General features: G+C 70.5%; 15 protein-coding genes. 8 read left to right on the top strand and 7 right to left on the bottom strand.

The features are described from left to right. Nucleotides 1–116 precede the first annotated feature (116 nt). From O0S08_RS07090 to O0S08_RS07075, 4 genes are read right to left on the bottom strand one after another with little or no spacing between them, the layout of a single operon-like run. Nucleotides 117–1,151, bottom strand: a complete 1,035-nt coding sequence (locus O0S08_RS07090; protein ID WP_269038256.1) for an MlaD family protein — start codon at nucleotides 1,149–1,151, stop codon at nucleotides 117–119. 9 nt (nucleotides 1,152–1,160) lie between these two features. Then, the gene (locus O0S08_RS07085; RefSeq protein WP_269038255.1) at nucleotides 1,161–1,946 is read right to left on the bottom strand and encodes an ABC transporter ATP-binding protein; all 786 of its coding nucleotides are present in this window, start codon (nucleotides 1,944–1,946) and stop codon (nucleotides 1,161–1,163) included. Beyond that, complete coding sequence (locus tag O0S08_RS07080) at nucleotides 1,946–2,671, bottom strand: MlaE family ABC transporter permease (protein WP_269038254.1); 726 nt, start codon at nucleotides 2,669–2,671, stop codon at nucleotides 1,946–1,948. Before O0S08_RS07080 ends, O0S08_RS07085 begins: the two co-directional genes overlap by 1 nt. A gap of 2 nt (nucleotides 2,672–2,673) precedes the next feature. Beyond that, nucleotides 2,674–3,435: an MlaE family ABC transporter permease gene (locus O0S08_RS07075; protein ID WP_269038253.1), complete on the bottom strand. Its 762-nt coding sequence runs from the start codon at nucleotides 3,433–3,435 to the stop codon at nucleotides 2,674–2,676. A 444-nt stretch (nucleotides 3,436–3,879) separates the two neighbouring features. On the opposite strand from O0S08_RS07075, the gene O0S08_RS07070 reads away from it, so the two are divergent. Continuing rightward, nucleotides 3,880–5,499: a GDSL-type esterase/lipase family protein gene (locus O0S08_RS07070; protein ID WP_269038252.1), complete on the top strand. Its 1,620-nt coding sequence runs from the start codon at nucleotides 3,880–3,882 to the stop codon at nucleotides 5,497–5,499. Nucleotides 5,500–5,538: 39 nt separating this feature from the next. Here the strand turns inward: O0S08_RS07070 and O0S08_RS07065 are convergent, their stop codons facing one another. Further along, entirely contained in the window at nucleotides 5,539–6,024 is a 486-nt protein-coding gene (locus O0S08_RS07065; protein ID WP_269038251.1) for a hypothetical protein, read from the bottom strand. Between the two features lie 77 nt (nucleotides 6,025–6,101). Between O0S08_RS07065 and O0S08_RS07060 the strand changes: the two genes are divergently transcribed. Then, on the top strand, nucleotides 6,102–7,619 hold the full coding sequence (locus tag O0S08_RS07060; protein ID WP_269038250.1) for a carboxypeptidase regulatory-like domain-containing protein: 1,518 nt from the start codon (nucleotides 6,102–6,104) through the stop codon (nucleotides 7,617–7,619). 127 nt (nucleotides 7,620–7,746) lie between these two features. On the opposite strand, the gene O0S08_RS07055 is transcribed toward O0S08_RS07060, so the two are convergent. Further along, entirely contained in the window at nucleotides 7,747–8,391 is a 645-nt protein-coding gene (locus O0S08_RS07055) for a hypothetical protein (RefSeq protein ID WP_269038249.1), read from the bottom strand. A gap of 489 nt (nucleotides 8,392–8,880) precedes the next feature. On the opposite strand from O0S08_RS07055, the gene O0S08_RS07050 reads away from it, so the two are divergent. From O0S08_RS07050 to O0S08_RS07030, 5 genes are read left to right on the top strand one after another with little or no spacing between them, the layout of a single operon-like run. Further along, nucleotides 8,881–11,064 carry a serine/threonine-protein kinase gene (locus O0S08_RS07050; RefSeq protein ID WP_269038248.1) on the top strand — a complete coding sequence of 728 codons (2,184 nt, stop codon included), beginning with the start codon at nucleotides 8,881–8,883 and terminating at the stop codon, nucleotides 11,062–11,064. A gap of 13 nt (nucleotides 11,065–11,077) precedes the next feature. Beyond that, the gene (locus O0S08_RS07045; protein WP_269038247.1) at nucleotides 11,078–12,379 is read left to right on the top strand and encodes a vitamin K epoxide reductase family protein; all 1,302 of its coding nucleotides are present in this window, start codon (nucleotides 11,078–11,080) and stop codon (nucleotides 12,377–12,379) included. A gap of 15 nt (nucleotides 12,380–12,394) precedes the next feature. Next, nucleotides 12,395–13,510, top strand: coding sequence for a hypothetical protein (locus O0S08_RS07040; protein ID WP_269038246.1), 1,116 nt, complete (start codon nucleotides 12,395–12,397; stop codon nucleotides 13,508–13,510). Nucleotides 13,511–13,519: 9 nt separating this feature from the next. Further along, nucleotides 13,520–13,786, top strand: coding sequence for a hypothetical protein (locus O0S08_RS07035; protein ID WP_269038245.1), 267 nt, complete (start codon nucleotides 13,520–13,522; stop codon nucleotides 13,784–13,786). Between the two features lie 10 nt (nucleotides 13,787–13,796). Next, nucleotides 13,797–15,014 carry a TlpA family protein disulfide reductase gene (locus O0S08_RS07030; protein ID WP_269038244.1) on the top strand — a complete coding sequence of 406 codons (1,218 nt, stop codon included), beginning with the start codon at nucleotides 13,797–13,799 and terminating at the stop codon, nucleotides 15,012–15,014. Between the two features lie 381 nt (nucleotides 15,015–15,395). Here O0S08_RS07030 and O0S08_RS07025 read toward each other — a convergent pair whose 3' ends face one another. Further along, entirely contained in the window at nucleotides 15,396–16,649 is a 1,254-nt protein-coding gene (locus O0S08_RS07025; protein ID WP_269038243.1) for a hypothetical protein, read from the bottom strand. 894 nt (nucleotides 16,650–17,543) lie between these two features. On the opposite strand from O0S08_RS07025, the gene O0S08_RS07020 reads away from it, so the two are divergent. After that, nucleotides 17,544–18,809 carry a DUF4215 domain-containing protein gene (locus O0S08_RS07020; protein ID WP_269038242.1) on the top strand — a complete coding sequence of 422 codons (1,266 nt, stop codon included), beginning with the start codon at nucleotides 17,544–17,546 and terminating at the stop codon, nucleotides 18,807–18,809. The last annotated feature ends 67 nt before the right edge of the window (nucleotides 18,810–18,876 follow it).

Raw genomic sequence — 18,876 nt, 5'->3', positions numbered from 1 at the left:
ACATCTTCGGGCATGGCAGCGCGGGCCGCTCCGTGCCAGCCGCGCGCTCGGCCGCAACCTGTCCTGAAAGCCATGCGTCCGGACGACCCGCCCGCACGGCTCCCGCGACCCGCTCGCTACTCCTCGAGCTTCTCGACCTTGCCCCGCACGCCGTACGGCACGCCGAGGCGCACGCGGAAGCCCTCGATCTGGAAGAATTTGCGGATGAGCTCCTCGTTGATGGCCGCGCCGCGGTGGGCGATCGTCGCCAGATCTTTGAACATCGGCATCACCGCCTTGCCGACGCCCTGGAACTCCTCGCTGATCTTGCGCAGGTTCTTCACCGCCGCGCCGCCGTCGGCCATCATCGACTCGACCTTGGCCGGGTCGACCGCGTCGATGATCTTCTCGCCCTTGGCGAGCAGCTCCGAGCCGTCGTTCAGCAGGCTGTCGACCTTCGTCAGCAACCCTGGCGCCTTCTGCTCGAGGGTCGTCACCAGCGACGCCCCGCGGTCGATGAGGCGCCCGACGTTCGGGTTCTCGAGGTGAGCGCGGGTCGCCTTGACGATCGCGCGCAGGTCCTCGCGGTTCTCGGCCAGCATCGCCTTCGCGTCGGTCAGCATCGTCTCGACCTCGCCGAGCATGCGGTCGAGCCGCTCGCTGGGCAGGCCGCCCTCGTCGAGCGCCTTCGTCAGGGTGTCGACGCGCTTGACGATCCGGACCACGTGGCCGTAGAGCGCCTCGTCGCCCTCGACCACGCCGTTCATCGCGTTGAGCGCCTCGCCGATGTCGACGCTCGGATCGACGCACGGGATCTCCGAGCCCGCGGGCAGCGGCGTCCCGGTGTCCGGCTGGCGCAGCTGCAGGAACTTCTCGCCGAGCAGGCCCTTCATCTGCGGCGACGCGCACGTCTCGGCGAAGATCGGCACCTCCGGGTTGATGCGCAGCTCGAGCAGCGCCCGGTTGCCGTCGATCCCGATCTTCTGGATCTGCCCGATCTGCACCCCTGCGATGCGGACCGCGTTGCCCTCGACCAGCCCGCCGGCGTCGTCGAGGTGGAGGCGATAGTGGTGGCCCGCCTTGGGCAACGCGCCGAGCGTCCACGCCAGCCCCGCGAGCGCGGCCAGGGTCGCGGTGACGAAGATTGCCAGGGTTAGGTAGCGCGTGTTCATGGCTTCACCTCACAGGACCTGGATCGGCCCGTCCGTGGATCGGTCGAAGAACTGATTGATGGCCAGTCGGCTCGAGCGGAGCACCTGCTCCTTCGGTCCGAACTCCTGCAGCTCGCCCTTATAAAGCAGTCCGATGTAATCGGCGATCGTGCGCGCCTCGGCGGTGTCGTGGCTGATGACCACGAAGGTCATGTTCAGCGAGCGGTGCAGATCGAGGATGAGCTCGTCGAGCGTCGCCGACATCACCGGGTCGAGGCCCGACGACGGCTCGTCGCACAGCACGATCCTCGGCCGCAGCGCGATCGCCCGGGCGAACGCCACCCGCTTGCGCATCCCGCCGCTCAGCTCCGCCGGCATCTTGCGCTGCACGTTCTTCAGGCCGACCCGCTCCAGATCCTCCGCGACCCGCTCCGCGATCTGCCGCTCCGACATCTTCGCGTGCTGGCGCAGCGGGAACGCCACGTTGTCGCCGACGCACATGTCGTCGAACAGCGCCCCGTCCTGGAACAGCATGCCGAACTTGCGGCGCAGCGCGAACATCTGCTCGCGGCCGGCCGAGCGGCGCTCGTCGAGCGCGGTGATGTCCTGGCCCTCGACGAAAATCCGGCCCGAGTCCGGCTTCATCAGGCCGACCAGGCAGCGCAGCAGCACCGACTTGCCCGTGCCCGACGGCCCCAGCATCACCAGGATCTTCCCGGCCGGCAGCACCAGCGACACCTCGTGCAGGACGCGGTTGTTCCCGAAGGACTTGCAGACCCTCTCGAGCGTGATCGCTGGTTGCTGCTCCGCCATCATCACCTCACGTACAGCAGCGCCGACAGGAACATGTTGAGGACGATGCACAGCACCGCCGAGTGGACGATCGCGCGGTTGGTCGCCACCCCGACGCCCTCCGCGCCGTCGCGCTTGAGCGCGCGGTAGCCGTGGTAGCAGGACACGATCGCCACCAGCCAGCCGAACACCACGCCCTTGAACACCCCCGCGGCCAGGTCGCTCAGGTGGACGATGTCGCGGACCTGCTCCATGAAGGTCCCGCCGTTGACCCCCATCTGCTCGGTCGCCGCCCAGTAGCTGGCCGCCAGGCCGACCACGTCGGCGTAGCCGCACAGGAGCGGCAGCATCAGCGTCACCGCCCACAGCCGCGGCGCGACGAGCAGGCGCATCGGGTCGACCGCCATCACCTCGAGCGCCTCGACCTGCTCGCTGATCTGCATGTTGGCCAGGCTGGCCGCCAGCGTCGCGCCGATGCGCGCCCCGCAGATCACCGCCGCCATCACCGGGTACAGCTCGCGGATCCCGCCGACCCCGCAGAACAGCCCGAGCAGGTCTTGCCCGCCGAAGCGGACGAACGTGCCGTAGGCCTGCACCGACAGGTTCATGCCGGCGAAGATCGTCAGCAGCGTCAAGAGCGGCAGGCTGCCGACCCCGGCGTCGAGCGCGTGGCGCACGAACTCGTCACGCGGCGGCGGCCCGCTGAACTGGGCGACGAGCGCGCGGCGGACGAAGTGCAGGAACTCCACGCCTACACCCCCAGCCTCAGCAGCGCCATGCTGACGAAGTAGTCCGCGACGAGGATCAGCACGATCGTCATCGTCACTGTGTCGTTGGCCGCCTTGCCGACCCCGGCCGCGCCGCCGGTGGTGCGCAGCCCGAGGAAGCCGGCGATCAGGCCCACGGCTGTCCCGAAGGCCATGCACTTGCCGAGGCCGACCCACAGGTCGACCAGCGACACCTGCGCATAAAGGTTGGCGAGGAACGACCCGTGGTCGACCCCCATCACCGGCACCGCGAAGAACCACCCGCTGACGAGCCCGAGCAGCGTCGTCAGCACGCTGAGCAGCGGCGTGACGATGACGCAAGCGATGAGCCCCGGCACCACGACGTAGCGGATCGGATCGACCGACATCACCGCCAGCGCGTCGATCTGCCCGCGCACCTTCATCGTCCCGATCCGCGCCGCGATCGACGAGCCCGCCTGCGCCGCCACCATCACCGACGCCAGCGCCGGGCTGTACTCGCGGAAGATCGCCGTCGCCAGCAGCGACGACAGCAGGCTCTCGGCCCCGAACATGCGGAACAGCCCCGCGCCCTGCAGCGAGATCACGGCGCCCACCGGCGCCACCGCCAGACCCACCGGGATCAAGCAGCGCCGGACCAGCAGGTCCATCACCCGCAATGTCTCACGCAGGTAACGCGGACCCGTCACCAGACAACGACAAACAGCACAGAGGAACTCGACGAACGCGGCGCACGCTTCAAACCAGCGGAACGACCGGTTCAACACGGCCGCCTCCCCGGTTTGTGCTGCTTTGCCGACATGGTCCCTCGTGCTGTTTAACCGTGGACCAGGTCCCGAGCGCAACAAAATTCTCGACCTCCGCGGCCGCTATGAGCCCGCTGCGCAGCCGCATGCGCGACCGCTGCCCGGCGCTCCCACGGAGGCTGCCGCGCGCTCACCTGGTCCAAGAGCCCTGTCCTGCCGTGAAAATTGCCGCCAAGGCCGCGGCGCGTTTTCGCGCAGAGGCCTCCTAGCCCCCCCGGGGCGCTCGTTTCCGGCAAATTTGACTCCCTCCCCGCGAGCGGCCAATGTTCCCGGGTGAGGCCGGTGAACATGCGGCTCGTAACGGCAGCCGTCGTCGCATCTCTGGGCCTCGCCTGCGGCCCCGGATGCGTCACGCCCGGGCCTGCGCAACAAGCACAGGCCGTCCCCCCAACCGATCCCGCGCCTGTGACGGGCGGCGCGGCCGAGCCGGTGCAGGTGCACGTACCGCCGCCGGGGCCGACCCCCGCGCTCACCGACGCCGCGCGGGACGCCCGGCTCTGGGCCCAGCGAGCGATCCTCGGCGAGCGGGCGGCCTTGCTCGAGGACAGCGCCGGTCAACCCTTCCCTGTGATCCCGGTCGCAGCCGGGACCGAGCTCCAGGCCGCGATGATGCCGGGCGCGGGCCCCGGCAACCTCGACGCGCTGCCGGGCTCCGAGGGCACCGGCCCGGCGGGCACCGGCGTCGCCCCGGCGATCAACGGCAACGCCCTCGGCCAGTTCATCCTCCTCCAGCGCGGCGCCGACGACCCCCTGCAGCACTTCCACGACGCCCTCCGTCGCCTCGAGCAGGGCCTCGACGAGGACGGCAAGGTCCGCGTGCTGATCTACGGCGCCTCGCACACAGCCGCCGACATCTACCCGACCTACCTGCGCGCCTACCTGCAGAAGCGCTTCGGCGACGGCGGCCTCGGCTTCTACCCGCTGGCCAAGCCGAGCAAGTACACCCGGCCTTACGGCTGCACGATCGACAGCTCGCGCGGCTGGAAGATCGAGCACGCCCAGCGCTCGGAGGCGCGGGACGACGGCTTCTTCGGCCTGCTGGGCGCCAGCGCCTCGGCCACCAAGAAGCGCGACGTGACGCGCGTCTCCTTTAATCCGCCGCTCGACCGCAAGGCCGAGCCGCCCGCGCTCAGCCGCTACGACCTCTACTTCCTGCGCCAGCCCGGCGGCGGCAAGTTCCAGGTGCTGTTCGGCGGCAAGAAGGCCTTCACCGTCGACACCAAGGCCAAGCAGGCGGGCCCCGGCTACCACAGCTTCGAGCGCCCCGGCCCGCCGGAGGCCATCGAGGTCCGCCCGGTCGGCGACGGCGAGGTGCGCCTGTTCGGCGTCACCGTCGAGAACGAGGCCAAGGGCGTCGTCGTCGACACCCTCGGCATCGGCGGCACGCGAGCCTCGAACCACCTCAAGTGGGACGAGTTCGTGTGGGCCGACAACTACAAGCGCCGCGACCCCGACCTCGTGATCCTCGCCTACGGCAGCAACGAGTCGGTCGACGAGGACCAGCCGATCGGCGTCTACAAGAACAACCTCCGCGAGGTCCTCGCCCGCCTGCGCCGCGCCTCGCCCGACACCAGCTGCGTGCTCGTCGGCCCCGGCGACTTCCCGCTCAAGCGCCCCGACAACTCGCTCGGCCCGCGCCCGCGCGTCGCCGACATCGTCGCCACCCAGCGCGAGCTGGCCCAGGAGGCCGGCTGCGCCTTCTGGGACACCGTGCAGTTCATGGGCGGCGAGGGCTCGATGGCCTACTGGGCCGCCGCCCAGCCCGCCATGGCGATGTCCGACCACCTCCACCTCAACCGCCGCGGCTACACCCGCATGGGCATGGCCCTCGCCGACGCGCTGATGTTCGACTTCGACGGCGGCGCGCCCACGACCGCGCCCGGCGGCGACCCGGTGCTCGCGCGCGAGGCCCCGCAGCCCGACCCCACGGTGCCGCCCGACGCAGTCCCGGCCGAGCCCGCCAGCCCCGAGCCGACCGCGCCCGAAGCCCCGCCGCTGGCCGTCGTCCCCGCCTCGGCCCCGTGACGACGACGTCGCCGCCGCGACGTCCGCGAGCGTCACGACTCAGAACGCCACGCCGAACGACAGCCCGAACTGCGTCTGTCCGTTCGACCATGGCCGAACAGACATCTTGCGCTTCGACTGGTCGGCCTTCCACGCGCGGCGCGTGACGATCCCGCGACGGAGAAGGAACCCGCTCGCGACCGCGATCGGCACCGCGAACGCGAACGACAGCGAGCTCGACACCACCGCCGCGACGAACGGGTCGCCGCCGAGCGGACCGGTACACACGATCATCGAATCGGGGTCCGAGCTCGCACCTTCTCCCGAGCAGTGCGCGCGCACCCGAACCGCACGCAGCGCCTCGTGGGTGCCCACGCCGATCAGCGCGCCCGAGACCGCGGCCGTCACCGCGCCGAGCCCGAGCTCGACGTCGCCGCGCTCGCTGATCGCCGGCGGTGGGGGCTGACGCGGTGGCACGACGACCGCAGCTCCCTGCGCGCCGGCGCACCCGCACAGCATCACCACCACCGTCGCGCTCGCTCGCATCCTCCGAGTTTTCTACCCGAAACCAGGAGCCCAAGGCCACCGCAGATCGCTTACGATCGCCGCCATAGGAGAGTCCCATGGCTCAACGCGCCGAGCGCATCGCCTTCGCCTGCCTCGCTTCCACCTACTTGACCGTCGCCTGCGGTGACTCGTCCACCGCCAGCGGCACCGACACCACGCCGACCTCGACCGCGCCGACCGGCATCACCGTCGACCCGACCCCCGGCACCACGACCGGCCCCGACCCCGGCACCACCGACCCGACCGGCACCACCTCGACGGGCACCACGGTCACGCCGCCGACCTCGACCACGACGACCACCACCGATCCATCGGCGACCGACACCGACGACACCGACGGCACGACCGCGCCGCCGTGCATCGGCCTCGAGTGCCAGATCGATCCGTGCGACGGCAACAAGGACAAGACCACGCTGTCGGGCATCGTGTTCGCCCCCGAGGGCACCCTGCCGCTCTACAACATCACCGTCTACGTGCCGTCCGGGCCGCTCGACCCGGTGGTCGAGGGCGTCACCTGCGACACCTGCGGCGGCGCCCTGCCCGGCGACCCGATCGTCGCCACCCTCACCAACACCAAGGGCGAGTTCACCCTCGCCGGCGTGCCCTCCGGGCAGAACATCCCGCTGGTCGTCAGCGTGGGCAAGTGGCGCCGCGAGGTCGTGCTCCCCGAGGTCGTCGCCTGCTCCGACAACCTCGCCCCCTACGACCTCACCCGCCTGCCGAAGAACCAGAGCGAGGGCCACATCCCGAAGATCGCCATGGTCACCGGCGGCGCCGACCCGCTCGAGTGCCTGCTGCGCAAGATCGGCATCGAGGACGGCGAGTTCACCCCCGAGGACGGCAGCGGCCGCGTCAACCTGTTCGAGGGCGAGGGCGGGGCCGACCAGTACAGCAACGACCTCAACGGCGGCGCCGACTTCAGCGGCGCCAGCAACCTGTGGGGCAGCCTCGACAATTACAAGAAGTACGACATGGTCCTGATGGCCTGCGAGGGCGCGCAGAACGGCGGCGCCAAGTCGAACGCGATGCGCCAGAACCTGGTCGACTACGCCGGCCTGGGCGGGCGGATCTTCCTGTCGCACTGGCACAACATCTGGATCGAGGACGGGCCCGACCCGTGGCCGAGCACCGCCGACTTCGTCAGCGAGCCCGACCTGCCGAACCCCGTCACCGGCAAGATCGACACCAGCTTCCCCAAGGGCATGGCCCTGGCCGACTGGATGCTGCACGTCGGCGGCTCCGAGGTCCACGGCGAGATGCAGATCAAGGAGGCCCAGTACACCGTCGACTCCGTCAACGAGATGACCTCGACGCGGTGGGTCTACACCGACTCGCCCGAGGACACTGTGCAGTACTTCACCTTCAACGCCCCGGTCGGCGTGCCCGCCGAGGATCAGTGCGGCCGCGTGGTCGACAGCGACATCCACGTCTCCTCCGGCGACAACATCGGCGAGCCGTTCCCGACCGGCTGCGAGACCCAGGGGCTGTCCCCCCAGGAGAAGGCCCTCGTGTTCATGTTCTTCGAGCTGTCGGCCTGCCTGATCCCCGACGACGAGGACCCGATCCCCGGCTGACCCGTCGGGCGCCTGTCCCTCGGGACAGCTCGTCGAGCTCGTCGAGCGCGAAGGCCACGAAGCCCTCGCGCCGCGCGAGATCGACGAGCACTGGCCCGCTCTCGCCGGCACCGATCCACCGCCCGCATCACGCCCGCCGGCGCAGGTCGTCGCCGTCGAGCTCCCGGTCGAGGACGTGCGCGCCGCCTTCGCGGTGTTCGACGACTTCGTGGTCGTGCTCGACGCCCCGCTGCGCGGCGCCGCCGGAGAGGATCTCCTCGCGGCCGTCCGCGCGCACGCGCCCGACAAAAAGATCCGCCATGCGTGTTCGGCCATCACCACCCGCACTGCAGCGGAGGCCTGCGCCCGCCGCTCCACGCCGGCGCCCAACGTGCCCCTGATCGAGGACCTCGCGCGCAGGCCTCACGCGCTCGCGCTCGACGCTCTCGCCCGCGAGCCGCGCCCGCCCTGGCTCCTCGTCGTCGACGGCCGCCACGTCTTCACCGACGCCACCGGTCACGCGCCCTGGCTGCACGGCATCGGCGCGTACACCGAGCACACCGACTCGTATCGCGTCTGTTACTTCCCGCGCGAGCGCCTGCGGATCGAGGGCGACCTGGCTTTCTTCCCCGTCACGAACGAGGTCCCGCGCGCGCGGCCGGCGACTTTGGGGCTCGCGCAGGCGATCGAGACGCTCGACCTCGACGTGGCGAAGATCGTCCAGACCTTCTCGCTCGCCGGCCGAGCGAGCGCGGCTCGACGCGATCGTCGCCGGCGACAAGCCCTGAACCACGCGTCGCCGAAGCGAGCGTCTGCACCTGACTTCGGGGACATCCACCAGTCGCCGCCCGCGCACCCGCGACCGCGCGATGTCGCCGCGACGCCGGGATCTCGCCGCGAAATCTTCGCGGCGCGCGGCCTCGCGGAGGACCACGTCCCCACGCGCGCGAACCGGCCCTCGGGCCGGCCCCCACCAGTTCCCGCGCGTCCCCGTCCGTTGTGCGGCAGATCGCCGCGAGCAACGTTGATATGTCTTAATGGACAGGTTTACTCGCGCGATCGCGCTCGCTGTCGCGATCGTTCACGCGGGCGTGATCGCGCCGCGCGGCATGGCCCTTCGGACATCTTGCCGGCGCGGCGCACACAAGTAATCGCCGCGTTGTCGCCGTCGCGCCTCAGTGTCCTGTAAGATGAGACCCCTGATATGCCGCCCAACGATCCCAGGCCGCCTGCCAAACCGGCGCCGCGGCCACGTCCCGCCGCCACCGCCAGCACCGGCGAGATGAGGGCGCCCAGCAAGCAGCCGGCCTCGCTCTCCGGCGCTCCGGCCCCGGCCAAGGCGACCCCCGGCAAGCCGCCCGCGCGCACGCCGACGCGGCCTGGAACATCGTCCTTGCCCGGCGTCACGCCGACGCGGCCCGGCACCGCCGCGCCCGCAGGCAGCACGCCGACGCGGCCCGGCACCGCCTCTCCCGCAGGCAGCACGCCGACGCGGCCCGGCACCGCCTCGCCGACCGGCAGCACGCCGCGACCTGTCACTGGAACGACGGGCAGCGGCGCAGCGCCGGCGCGGCCCGCCCCCGCCAAGCAGCCGCCGGCGCCGATCGGGCCCGGCTCGGTGATCGACGGCCGCTACAAGCTCGAGCAGCCCCTTGGGTCAGGTGGCATGTCGACGGTGTACCGCGGCACACACGCGCGCACCGGCGGCAAGCTGGCGATCAAGCTGCTCGACCCGCGGCTGTCGGGCAAGGCCGACATGCAGCAGCGCTGCCTCGCCGAGGCGCGGGCCATGATGGACATCTCGAGCAACCACGTCGTGCGCGCGTACGACGTCGGCCAGACCCCGTCGGGGCAGGTGTACATCGTCATGGAGTACCTCGAGGGCGAGGACCTCGATCACATGCTCCAGCGCGAGGGCCCGCTGCCGTGGCACCGCCTGGCCAACATGGCCATCCAGATCTGCAGCGGCCTGAGCTCGGCCCACGCCAAGGGCACCTACCACCGCGACATCAAGCCGCAGAACTGCTTCCGCGTCACCCTCGATCGCAACCCCGATCACATCAAGCTCATCGACTTCGGCATCGCCAAGGACACCAACAGCGGCCAGGAGCTGACGCAGGACGGCGTGCTGCTCGGCACGCCGGAGTACATGGCGCCGGAGCTGATCGCCACCAACGCGACCCCCGACGCCCGCTCCGACATCTACGCCGTGGGCGCGACGCTCTACAAGCTCATCACCGGCACGCCGCCGTTCTCGAGCAAGAACGTCCTCGACCTGCTCTACCACCAAAAGCACACCGCGCCCGAGTCGCCGAGCCAGCGGGCGCCCGACCGTAACATCCCGAAGATCGCCGACCAGATCCTGCTGAAGACGCTGGAGAAGGACCCGGACAAGCGCTTCCAGAGCGCCGACGAGTTCGGCCAGGCGCTGCTCGAGTCGTTCGAGGCCGTGGTCGGCGCGCCGATCGTGCGGCACATGAGCCAGCCGTTCCTGATGGCGATCCCCGAGCGCTCGCGGCCGGGGACCACGCCGATCGGCACGCCCGCGCCGAACCCGACGCCGCAGGGCACGCCGCGGCCCGGCGCCACCCCGCTCGGCACGCCGACCCTCGAGGACGCCGAGTCGGCCACCCACTCGAGCGAGCCGGTCGTGCGCGACGAGATCTCGCGCTCGTCGCAGTTCGACACCGACGCGCCGCGCCCGATCACCCGCAAGGACGTCGTCGCCCGCGGCGGCACCCTGCTGTCGCTCGCGCTGGTGTTCGGCCTCGCCTCATGGCTCGCCGCCCCGGCCCCGGGTCCGAACGACGCCGTCGCCGCTGCCGCCGCTGCTGCCGCCGCCGACGACCTGCCCGAGCCCGAGCCCGTCAAGCCCGAGGAGCCGCCGGTCGTCAACCCGCCGCCGGTCGAGCCGCCGCCTGTCCCTTCGGACAGCACGCCCCCCGTCGCCCAGGCGATGAAGGTCGAGGCCCCGACTGTCCCCGAGGACACCAAGGTCGAGACCCCGCCGCCGGTCGCCGACACCAAGGTCGAGGCCCCGCCGCCGGAGCCGACCAAGGTCGAGGCCACGCCGCCCGAGCCGACCAAGGTCGAGACCCCGCCTGTCCCTCAGGACAGCAAGCCGCCCGAGCCGGCCCCGGCGAACGCCGGCGTGCCCGACCCCGACTTCGGCTACCGCAGCGCCGAGAAGGAGCTGCGCGACCAGCACAAGTTCCTCCAGACCTGCCTCGACGAGGCCGGCCAGAGCGCGGCCAAGCTGAAGTTCACCATCGAGGTCCGCAAGTCGGGCATGCCGCCGCACAAGATCAAGGTCATCTCGAGCAACGCCGCGGTGCGGAAGTGCGTGCGCGGCCTGTTCGAGCAGTTCCCGTTCGACTCCAGCCCGCGCGGCGGCGCCTTCGGATACACCTACACGAACGGCAAGGCGACCTTCGAGAAGCTGCCGCTGTCGACCCCCACCCCCTAGAGGTCTTCGGGACATGTCCTCCACGACATCTCAAGACAAGCCCCCCGCGATCGCGCGCTTCGGCGCCGGCGCGGCGCTGCTGCTCAGCCTGCTCGGCATCGGCGTCGGCGCGTACCTCACGGTGCTCAAGTTCCGCATGACCTACACGCCGTGCGCCTCGACCAAGGGCGCCTGTGCGATCGGCGGCATGTCGTGCGAGGACGCGCTGCAGAGCAGCTGGTCGACCCTCATGGGCCTGCCGATCTCGCTGTGGGGCTCGGCGTTCTACCTGGTCGTCGCGGTGATCGCCGGCGGCCTGTTCATGCGCTCCGACTTCCTGCGCGGCGCGGCCCGCCCGCTGCTGCTCGGCCTGGCGCTGTTCGACATCGCCGTCAGCGCCGTCTACGGCTCCTACGCCTTCCTGATCCTCAAGGCCCCCTGCCCGTACTGCCTGTCGCTCTACGTCATCAGCGCCCTGCTGCTGATGTGCGCCCTGTTCGCCGTCCACGGCGCCCCGCGCAACCTGTGGAAGCGCCTGACCACGCGGCGCCAGGCCGACCTGCTCGACGCGGTGTTCGTCGCCGGCGTCGTGTTCGTCGTCGGCCTCGGCGTGCAGTCGGTCGGCTTCCAGACCACGCGCCGGTTCGTCGACGCCCAGACCGGCTGCGTCGCCCCGACCACCGCCCTGCCGACCACCACGATCGTCACCGGCGCGGCCGATCCCAAGGTCGGCATCGCCCTGTTCCTCGACCTCAGCTGCCCGCACTGCTCCAACGAGTTCCGCAACGTCGGCCGGGCGATCCGCAGCAAGGACCTCGACGTGCCGACGCGGGTCTACGTGTTCCACACCCCGCGCGCCGCCTGCGACACCGAGGCCTTCCCGGCCGGCTACCCCAAGCACCACCCCGACGCCTTCAACGGCGGCGCCTGCCTCGCGGCCAAGGCCGCCGAGTGCGTCGAGAAGCTGCGGCCCGGCGCCGGCTTCGACATGATCGCCGGCCTGTTCGCGCTGCAGGCCGATCCGGACCCGAGCGGCGGCCCCTTGTTCAGCCCGGAGCGGGTCGCCAACAAGGCCGTCGACATCGGCCTCGAGATCGACCCGGACGACAAGGACAACGAGCTGTTTCACTGCATCAACAACGACAAGGACGCGCCCACGCGGATCACCGCGCACCAGAAGTACGCCGTCGACCAGGACTACAAGGTCCCGACCGGCTACGTGTTCCCGATCGAGAACGGCGCCCCGCGCCTCGACACCGTCAACCACCTGCAGTCCGACTACACCCCCCGCGCGATCATCAACATCGTCCGCGGCGTGGTGGTGAAGACGCCCTGATCCGAGCCGGCACTCATGGCCTCCGAGTTCGACACGACGACCAAGCTCCTGCTGGTGCTGACCGGCTTCATGGCCCTCATGGTGCTGCTCATCGCCTACGTGGCGATCTTCCGCACCGAGGACCCGCTGCTCGCCCAGGCCAGCGGCGAGGCGGGCCAGCCGACCGCGGTCGCGCCCGCGGCCGACTGCGACGCCAGCACGCCCGAAGGCTCGGCCAAGTGCCCGCCCGGGCAGTACTGCATGGGTGACAAGTGCGCCCCGATCGACGACCTGGCGATCTGCGGCGAGGGCGACAGCTGCCGCGACTGCGACTGCGAGATGCCGCTCGTGTGCCACCAGATGCGCTGCCAGGACCCCAGCAAGCTCGAGCGGGCCCCGCTCGAGTGCGCCCGCAACGAGGAGCTGGCCAAGGCCGTCCGCAACCTGCAGAACAAGTGCGCCAGCCGCGACAAGAGCCTCGGCGACCTGGTCTCGACCCGCTCGTGCACCCCGTCCGACTGGGAGCAGCTGGCGATTGACGACCCGCAGTTCGACCTGATCCTCGCCGCCTTCCCCGGCCGCTTCTCCGTCCACTACCCGACCGGCCTGCCGAAGAAGGGCACCAACTGGCCGACCAAGACGGTGCGCGAGCACTACAAGCAGCAGATCCGCCGCTTCAAGGAGCAGCTGTCGCGGGCCAAGCAGGTGTTCGTGATCGGCCGCGCCTCGCCCGACGGCGACCGCCAGGAGAACCACGACCTCGCGGTGCGGCGCATGGACATGGTCACCCAGATCATCGGCGAGATCGTCAACGAGGGCCTGGCGGAGACCGAGCGCAAGCAGATCCCGATCCAGCCGTTCGCCATGCGCGACGCCAAGCCGCTGAACCCCGAGCGGTTCAAGAAGAGCTACCTCGACGTCCAGGACAACCCGGGCGACAAGACCCCGTCGCCGGTGGTCGCGTGGGACGAGACCAACCAGAAGCGCATGCAGAGCCTCCTCGACGGCGCCATCGACCTCAAGGACCAGAGCTCGCGCGACTGGACCGAGCTGTTCAACGCCATCAACCGCGTCGTCCTGGTCGTCCCGATCCCCTGCGACGGCACCGAGTACAAGCCGCCCAAGACCATCCTCGACGAGTCCGCCGGCTGAGCCCCCGCCATGTCCAGCGCCCCGACGCCGCCCCTGCTCGCCTACAAGCTGGTCGCCATCCTGACGACCTTCATCGCCGGCGTCAGCCTGCTGGTCGCCGTCATGCTCATGCTCCGCGTCGGCAAGACCCGCGACCTGCTGCAGAGCAAGCTGCAGGCCTGCCCGTGCTGCCACGAGGCCCTGGCCGCCCCGCCGACGGGCGCTCCCCCGCCGCAGCCCGTCAACATGCCGGTCAATCAACCGGTCAACCAACCGGTCAACGCCCCCAAGACCTGACCGAAAGACCATGTCCGAGCCGACCCGCCTCGACCTCAAGGACACGGACCCCGCGCGGGCCAAGGCGCGGCTGTACGTCCGCTGGGCGGTCGTCAACGTCATGCTCACGACGCTCGCCTGCGGCGTCGCCATGCTGATCTGGCTCAAGGAGGGCGAAGTCCGGCGCCAGCTCGCGCGCGTGCTGCAGCGCGAGAAGCAGGGCTGCGTCGACACCACGCGGGTGCTCGAGACCAAGACCGCGCTGATCGTCGACCCCGAGGAGGTCGCGCCGCCGCAGGACCAGCCGCGCAGCGGCTACGTCGGCAAGTTCGGGACCCAGATCTCGCCGGCCATGCTGGTGAAGCTCGAGGCGATCCGCGACGCCACCAAGCCGCCCGTCGAGGTCCGCTTCGGCGCGCAGGAGGTCCTGCCGTCGCAGGCGGTCCACGTCGTCAACCTGTGGGCGACCTGGTGCGGCCCGTGCAAGGCCGAGATGCCTGACTTCAAGGCCATGTTCGCGCGCAAGGCCGAGCTCTGGAGCGACGCCGTCAAGTTCGTCCCCGTCCAGCTCAAGGACAACACCGACCCGCGCAAGTCGTACTCGGACTTCGCCGACGTCATGCCGCCCGCGGCCGTCAAGCTGGCCGACCGCAGCTACGACGAGCTGTTCGTCAAGGTGCTGGAGAGCGAGGAGCAGCGCCAGCTGTTCCGCGGCAACCTGCCCGTCACCTTCGTCCTCGACTGCAACCGCCGCGTCCGCTGGGCCAAGTTCGAGCAGCTCACCGAGGCCGACTTCGAGGATCTCGAGCGCCACCTCGACCAGCTGCACGCCGAGCTGTCCGACGACTCGCCCGACGCCTGGTGTAAGAAGCCCTGGCCCGGCAACGGCCGCTGCGAGGGCAAGGAGAACACGGCCGCCCACCACAGCCCCGAGGACTGCGGCGAGCTCAAGAAGCGCGGCCCCACCGTCGAGACCCCGGTGCTCCCGCCCGTCGAGCCGACCCCCGAGGCCTGTCCTCCGGGACAGTTCCGCGCCGGCGATGGCCGCTGCTCCCGCCTCAAGGGCGCCCCCGTCACCCCCAAGATCGAGAAGCCCCAGGGCCCCAAGACCTGCGGCAACGGCGTCTGCGAGCCCGCCCGCGGCGAGAGCAGCCAGACCTGCTGCCAGGACTGCCCCTGCGACGCCCCCCTCGTCTGCAAGCTCGACGCCAGCGACCGCCACACCTGCCAGGCCAAGGGCCTCAAGTAGCGGCTGGCCCCTCGAGCATGTCCTGTGGGACATGCGCAATAAGAGACTCGGCGTCAGTGCGACGCGTCGCGCGACGTACCCTCGAGGGCACGTCGCCGCCGCGACTCGATACGCCCGCCGAGCGCATCAGCGCGTCGCACCACGGAGCCGCGGCCCGTCCTCGCTCGATATGTCCCTGAGGACACATCACTACCCCCGCATCCGAAGCGCCTGCTGAGCGCCAGCGCCCTGGCCCGTCACATGCCACGACGCGTAGCATATCGAGGACACGTCGCCCGCCTGCGCCTCAGAAGCGCCCGCTGAGCATCGGCCCGAGCGTCCTGGCTCGACGCATGGCAAGACGCGCGACATGTCCTCAAGGACACATCGCCCGTCTGCGCCTCAGAACCGCCCGCTGAGCGTCAGCCCGAGCGCCCCGCGGCCCGGCCCGCCGCCAATCCGCAGCGCCTTCGCGTACTGCGACGTGCGCCCGCGCGACAGCCCGAGCCCGAGGGCCGACCCGGCCACCAGCCCCGCGCCGAGCCCCGCGGCCGCCGAGGACACCGAAAACATGGTCGCCGGCCCCTTCACCCCGTCTTGCAGCTCGGCCCACTTGGGAGCAGGCAGCGTCCCGTTGACGTCATTGAAGCTGTTCGCGGTGAGGACCAGCCCGACGATCCCGCCGATCACAGCAGCCGCGCCGACGCCGGTCTCGACGTACCAGGCGATCTTGCGCGCCCGCTCGGTGCGGGCGTACCACACCGCGCCGCTGGCGATCAGGCCGACACCTGCGCCGAGCACCCCCGTGCCGGCCGCACGCAGCGTCGCCCCGGCGCGCAGCTCCGCCGAGCAGCTCTGCAGCGGCGGCCCGTACGCGCACTCGGTCGCCTCGGCCTTGAGCGCCGGTCCGAACTCCTTGCCCTGCGCCACCCCGGTGATGACCCCGCCGACGATCGCCAGCCCGGCGCCGACCCCGATCGTCGCCAGGCCGATCTTGCGCCCGTCGAACTTCTTTTCGGTGTCCTGCGGCGCCTGTCCCACGGGACCTGTCTCTTTGGGCAGTGGCTTCAGCGCCAGCTCGGCCGTCAGCGGCGCCCCGGCGACCACCTTCACCTGGACCTCGGCGGGCTCGGCCCCGGCCGCCTCCGCGCGAATCACCCACGTCCCCGGGTCGAGCTGGATCACCCCGCTCTGCGCCGCCCCGCTGGGCGACACCGGCACCGGCAGGTTCGGCCGCAGGTCGGACGCCAGCTCGCTGACCCATCGCGCAGTCACCGTCGGCGCGCCCGCGACCCCTTCGGCCTGGACCTTGACCTGCACGCTCGACACCTCGCGGCGCGCGACCTCGAGCTGCGCCTTCGCCTCGTCGCGGTCGGCCCCCTTCACCTCGGCCAGCGCCAGGTACTCGTTGAGGTACGCCACCGCATGGGCATAGTGGCGGGCCGTGTAGCGGGTCACCGCCGCGTTGAACAAGAACCGCGGCTCCTTGAAGTCGCGCCACAGCGCCTCGAACTCGAGCGCCGCCTCGACGTGCCGCTGCTTCTCGAACTGCTGGTACGCCGCTGCGACCCGCTGTTCCTTCGACGAAGCCGACGCCGCTGGCGCGTCCGCAGTCACCATCGCCATCGCCAGCGCGACACCTTGCACGATCAGCATGCGCCCTCGTTCCCCGGCCGGGCCGCGAGTATAAGCCTCACCGGCCCGCGGGCCAAGCGAAGCGCAGCAGCGATTGCGCCCGATCGCGCCGTACCTGCTTCAACGGCCAGGCTCGCCCGCGCGCATCCGTTTCGCGGAGGGCCCTCGCCACCGCGCTCTGCGGCCCCGTCCGCTCCTCGAGCCCTCGAAGTCTTACGCGTTCTCCGCCGCGGCGGCGAGTTCGTCTCGCTAGCCTTGCAATCGCGACACACGAGCCTCGCGGCCGTCGTGCGCCGGTGTGTCTCTCGACTCCGCAGGAATGCTCCGCGGGTCGACCTCGAGGAGCTCGCCCTGATCAAAAATTGTGGGAGCTGCGGCCTTCGTGTGCCACCTTCCTGCGTCCGCGACCTCGGCTCCGACCTGCCGTGCGCGCGGCGTGCTCCTCCGAGGCTCGGGCTTCGTCTTCCCGCAGCCCGGCTCTTCGCCCGATGTTTGCGCGCCTCGCAGTCCCGTCTCGGCGGAGCGCGAGCAATTCCTGCGGCGCCCGAGGCTCCCGCGGCCCATCAGCCCCTCGCACGCCTTCACGCCGCCACCGAAGCGTGCAGCAGTGCACCTCTCTCCACGGCGCCGCTCGGCTGGCTCGACGAGCGCGCCGGGATCCGCGCGGCCACCCGCCTCAGGCTCGAGAAGGACCTGCCGTACGGCGCGACCACTCCCGGCGGCCGCTCCGCGCGTCCCGCAACAATGCCTGCGGCTCGCCCCGCCAGGCGCGACGGGCCGGCGCTGGCGTCGTGGCGGAACCTTCCCGGGATTTCGTGTCGTCGAGATCGTCGTTCCGCGAGATCTACCTGCGCGCCCCGGCGCACCCTTGCACTCCGCGGCGCCAGCGTCGACCATGTCCACAAGCGCACCGCCATGCTCGCCCGCTCCTCGCTCGTCGTCCTCGCCCTTCTCACCGCCGGCTGTCTGAAGGATCTCACTCAGTTCGACCTCAGCGGCACCGACACCGAGACCACCAACGGACCCACCACGGGCCCGGACCCGACGGTCACCACGACGATGACCACCGGCGACAAGCCGGCCTGCGGCAACGGCGTCCAAGAACCCAACGAGCAGTGCGACGACGGAAACGCCACCCCGGGCGACGGCTGCGAGGCCGACTGCACCACCACGCCGGGCGAACTGTGCGGCAACGAAATGGTGGACGAGGGCGAGGAGTGCGACGACGGCAACGACATCCCGATGGATGGCTGCGAGAACAACTGCACCGAGACGAAAATCCCGGCCTCTTGCGGCGACGGCGTGCCTAATGAAGGAGAGGAGTGCGACGACGGCGACAAGGACAACACCAACGCCTGCACCAACACCTGCAAGAACGCCTTCTGCGGCGACGGCCTCGTGCACGACGGCATGGAAGCCTGCGACGACGGCAACGACGTCGAGACCGACGACTGCCTTTCCTCCTGCATCGCTGCAACCTGCGGAGACGGCATGGTGCACGAGGGCGTGGAGGAATGCGATAAGGGTGCCGAAAACGACGATACCGCCTACAATGGCTGCACCGAGCAGTGCAAATTCGGCCCTCGGTGCGGAGACGAAGTTGTCCAGGCCCCCGAGGAAGAATGCGACAACGGCCTTCCTGACGAAGACGACCTCTGCAACGCCTGCAAGAACGTCCCCTTCCGGTACATCTTCGTCACCTCGCAAGCCTACAAGGGCGACCTCAACAAGCTTAGCGGCGCGGATATCAAGTGCACTTCGGCGGCCGACAACGCCAGTCTTCCCGATGACACCCCGAAATGGGCGGCATGGCTCAGCGACAACAACCAGGGCGCCTCTGCACGGATGGATACCGCGTTCGTCGGTTGGTACGTCCTCCCCGGCCCTGAACCGGTCCTCGTGGCGCGCGATTGGGCTGGCCTGACATCAGGAATGCTGAAAAACGCAATCAACCGCGATGAGTCGGGCAACCCCATCGCTGCAGACGCCCTGGCCTGGACCAACACCAAGACCGACGGCTTCATCCTCTCGCTCGACACGGCCTCGCACTGCGGCAATTGGGACTCGAACGCCGGGACCGGAAGCGTCGGCAACCCGAACGCCGCCGATGCGACGTGGGCGAATAACGCGGCCCTCGTCGACTGCAGCTCCATGCAGCACCTCTATTGCGTCCAAAACTGAGCTCAGGCGGTCCGGCCAGGACCTCCCAGGAGCTTCCGCCGCTCGGGACTGCGCCTATCGCAGGCCC

This window comes from Nannocystis punicea (assembly GCF_026965555.1).
GTDB classification, from domain to species: domain Bacteria; phylum Myxococcota_A; class Polyangia; order Nannocystales; family Nannocystaceae; genus Nannocystis; species Nannocystis punicea.
This window is presented reverse-complemented; position numbering and strand designations above follow the sequence as displayed.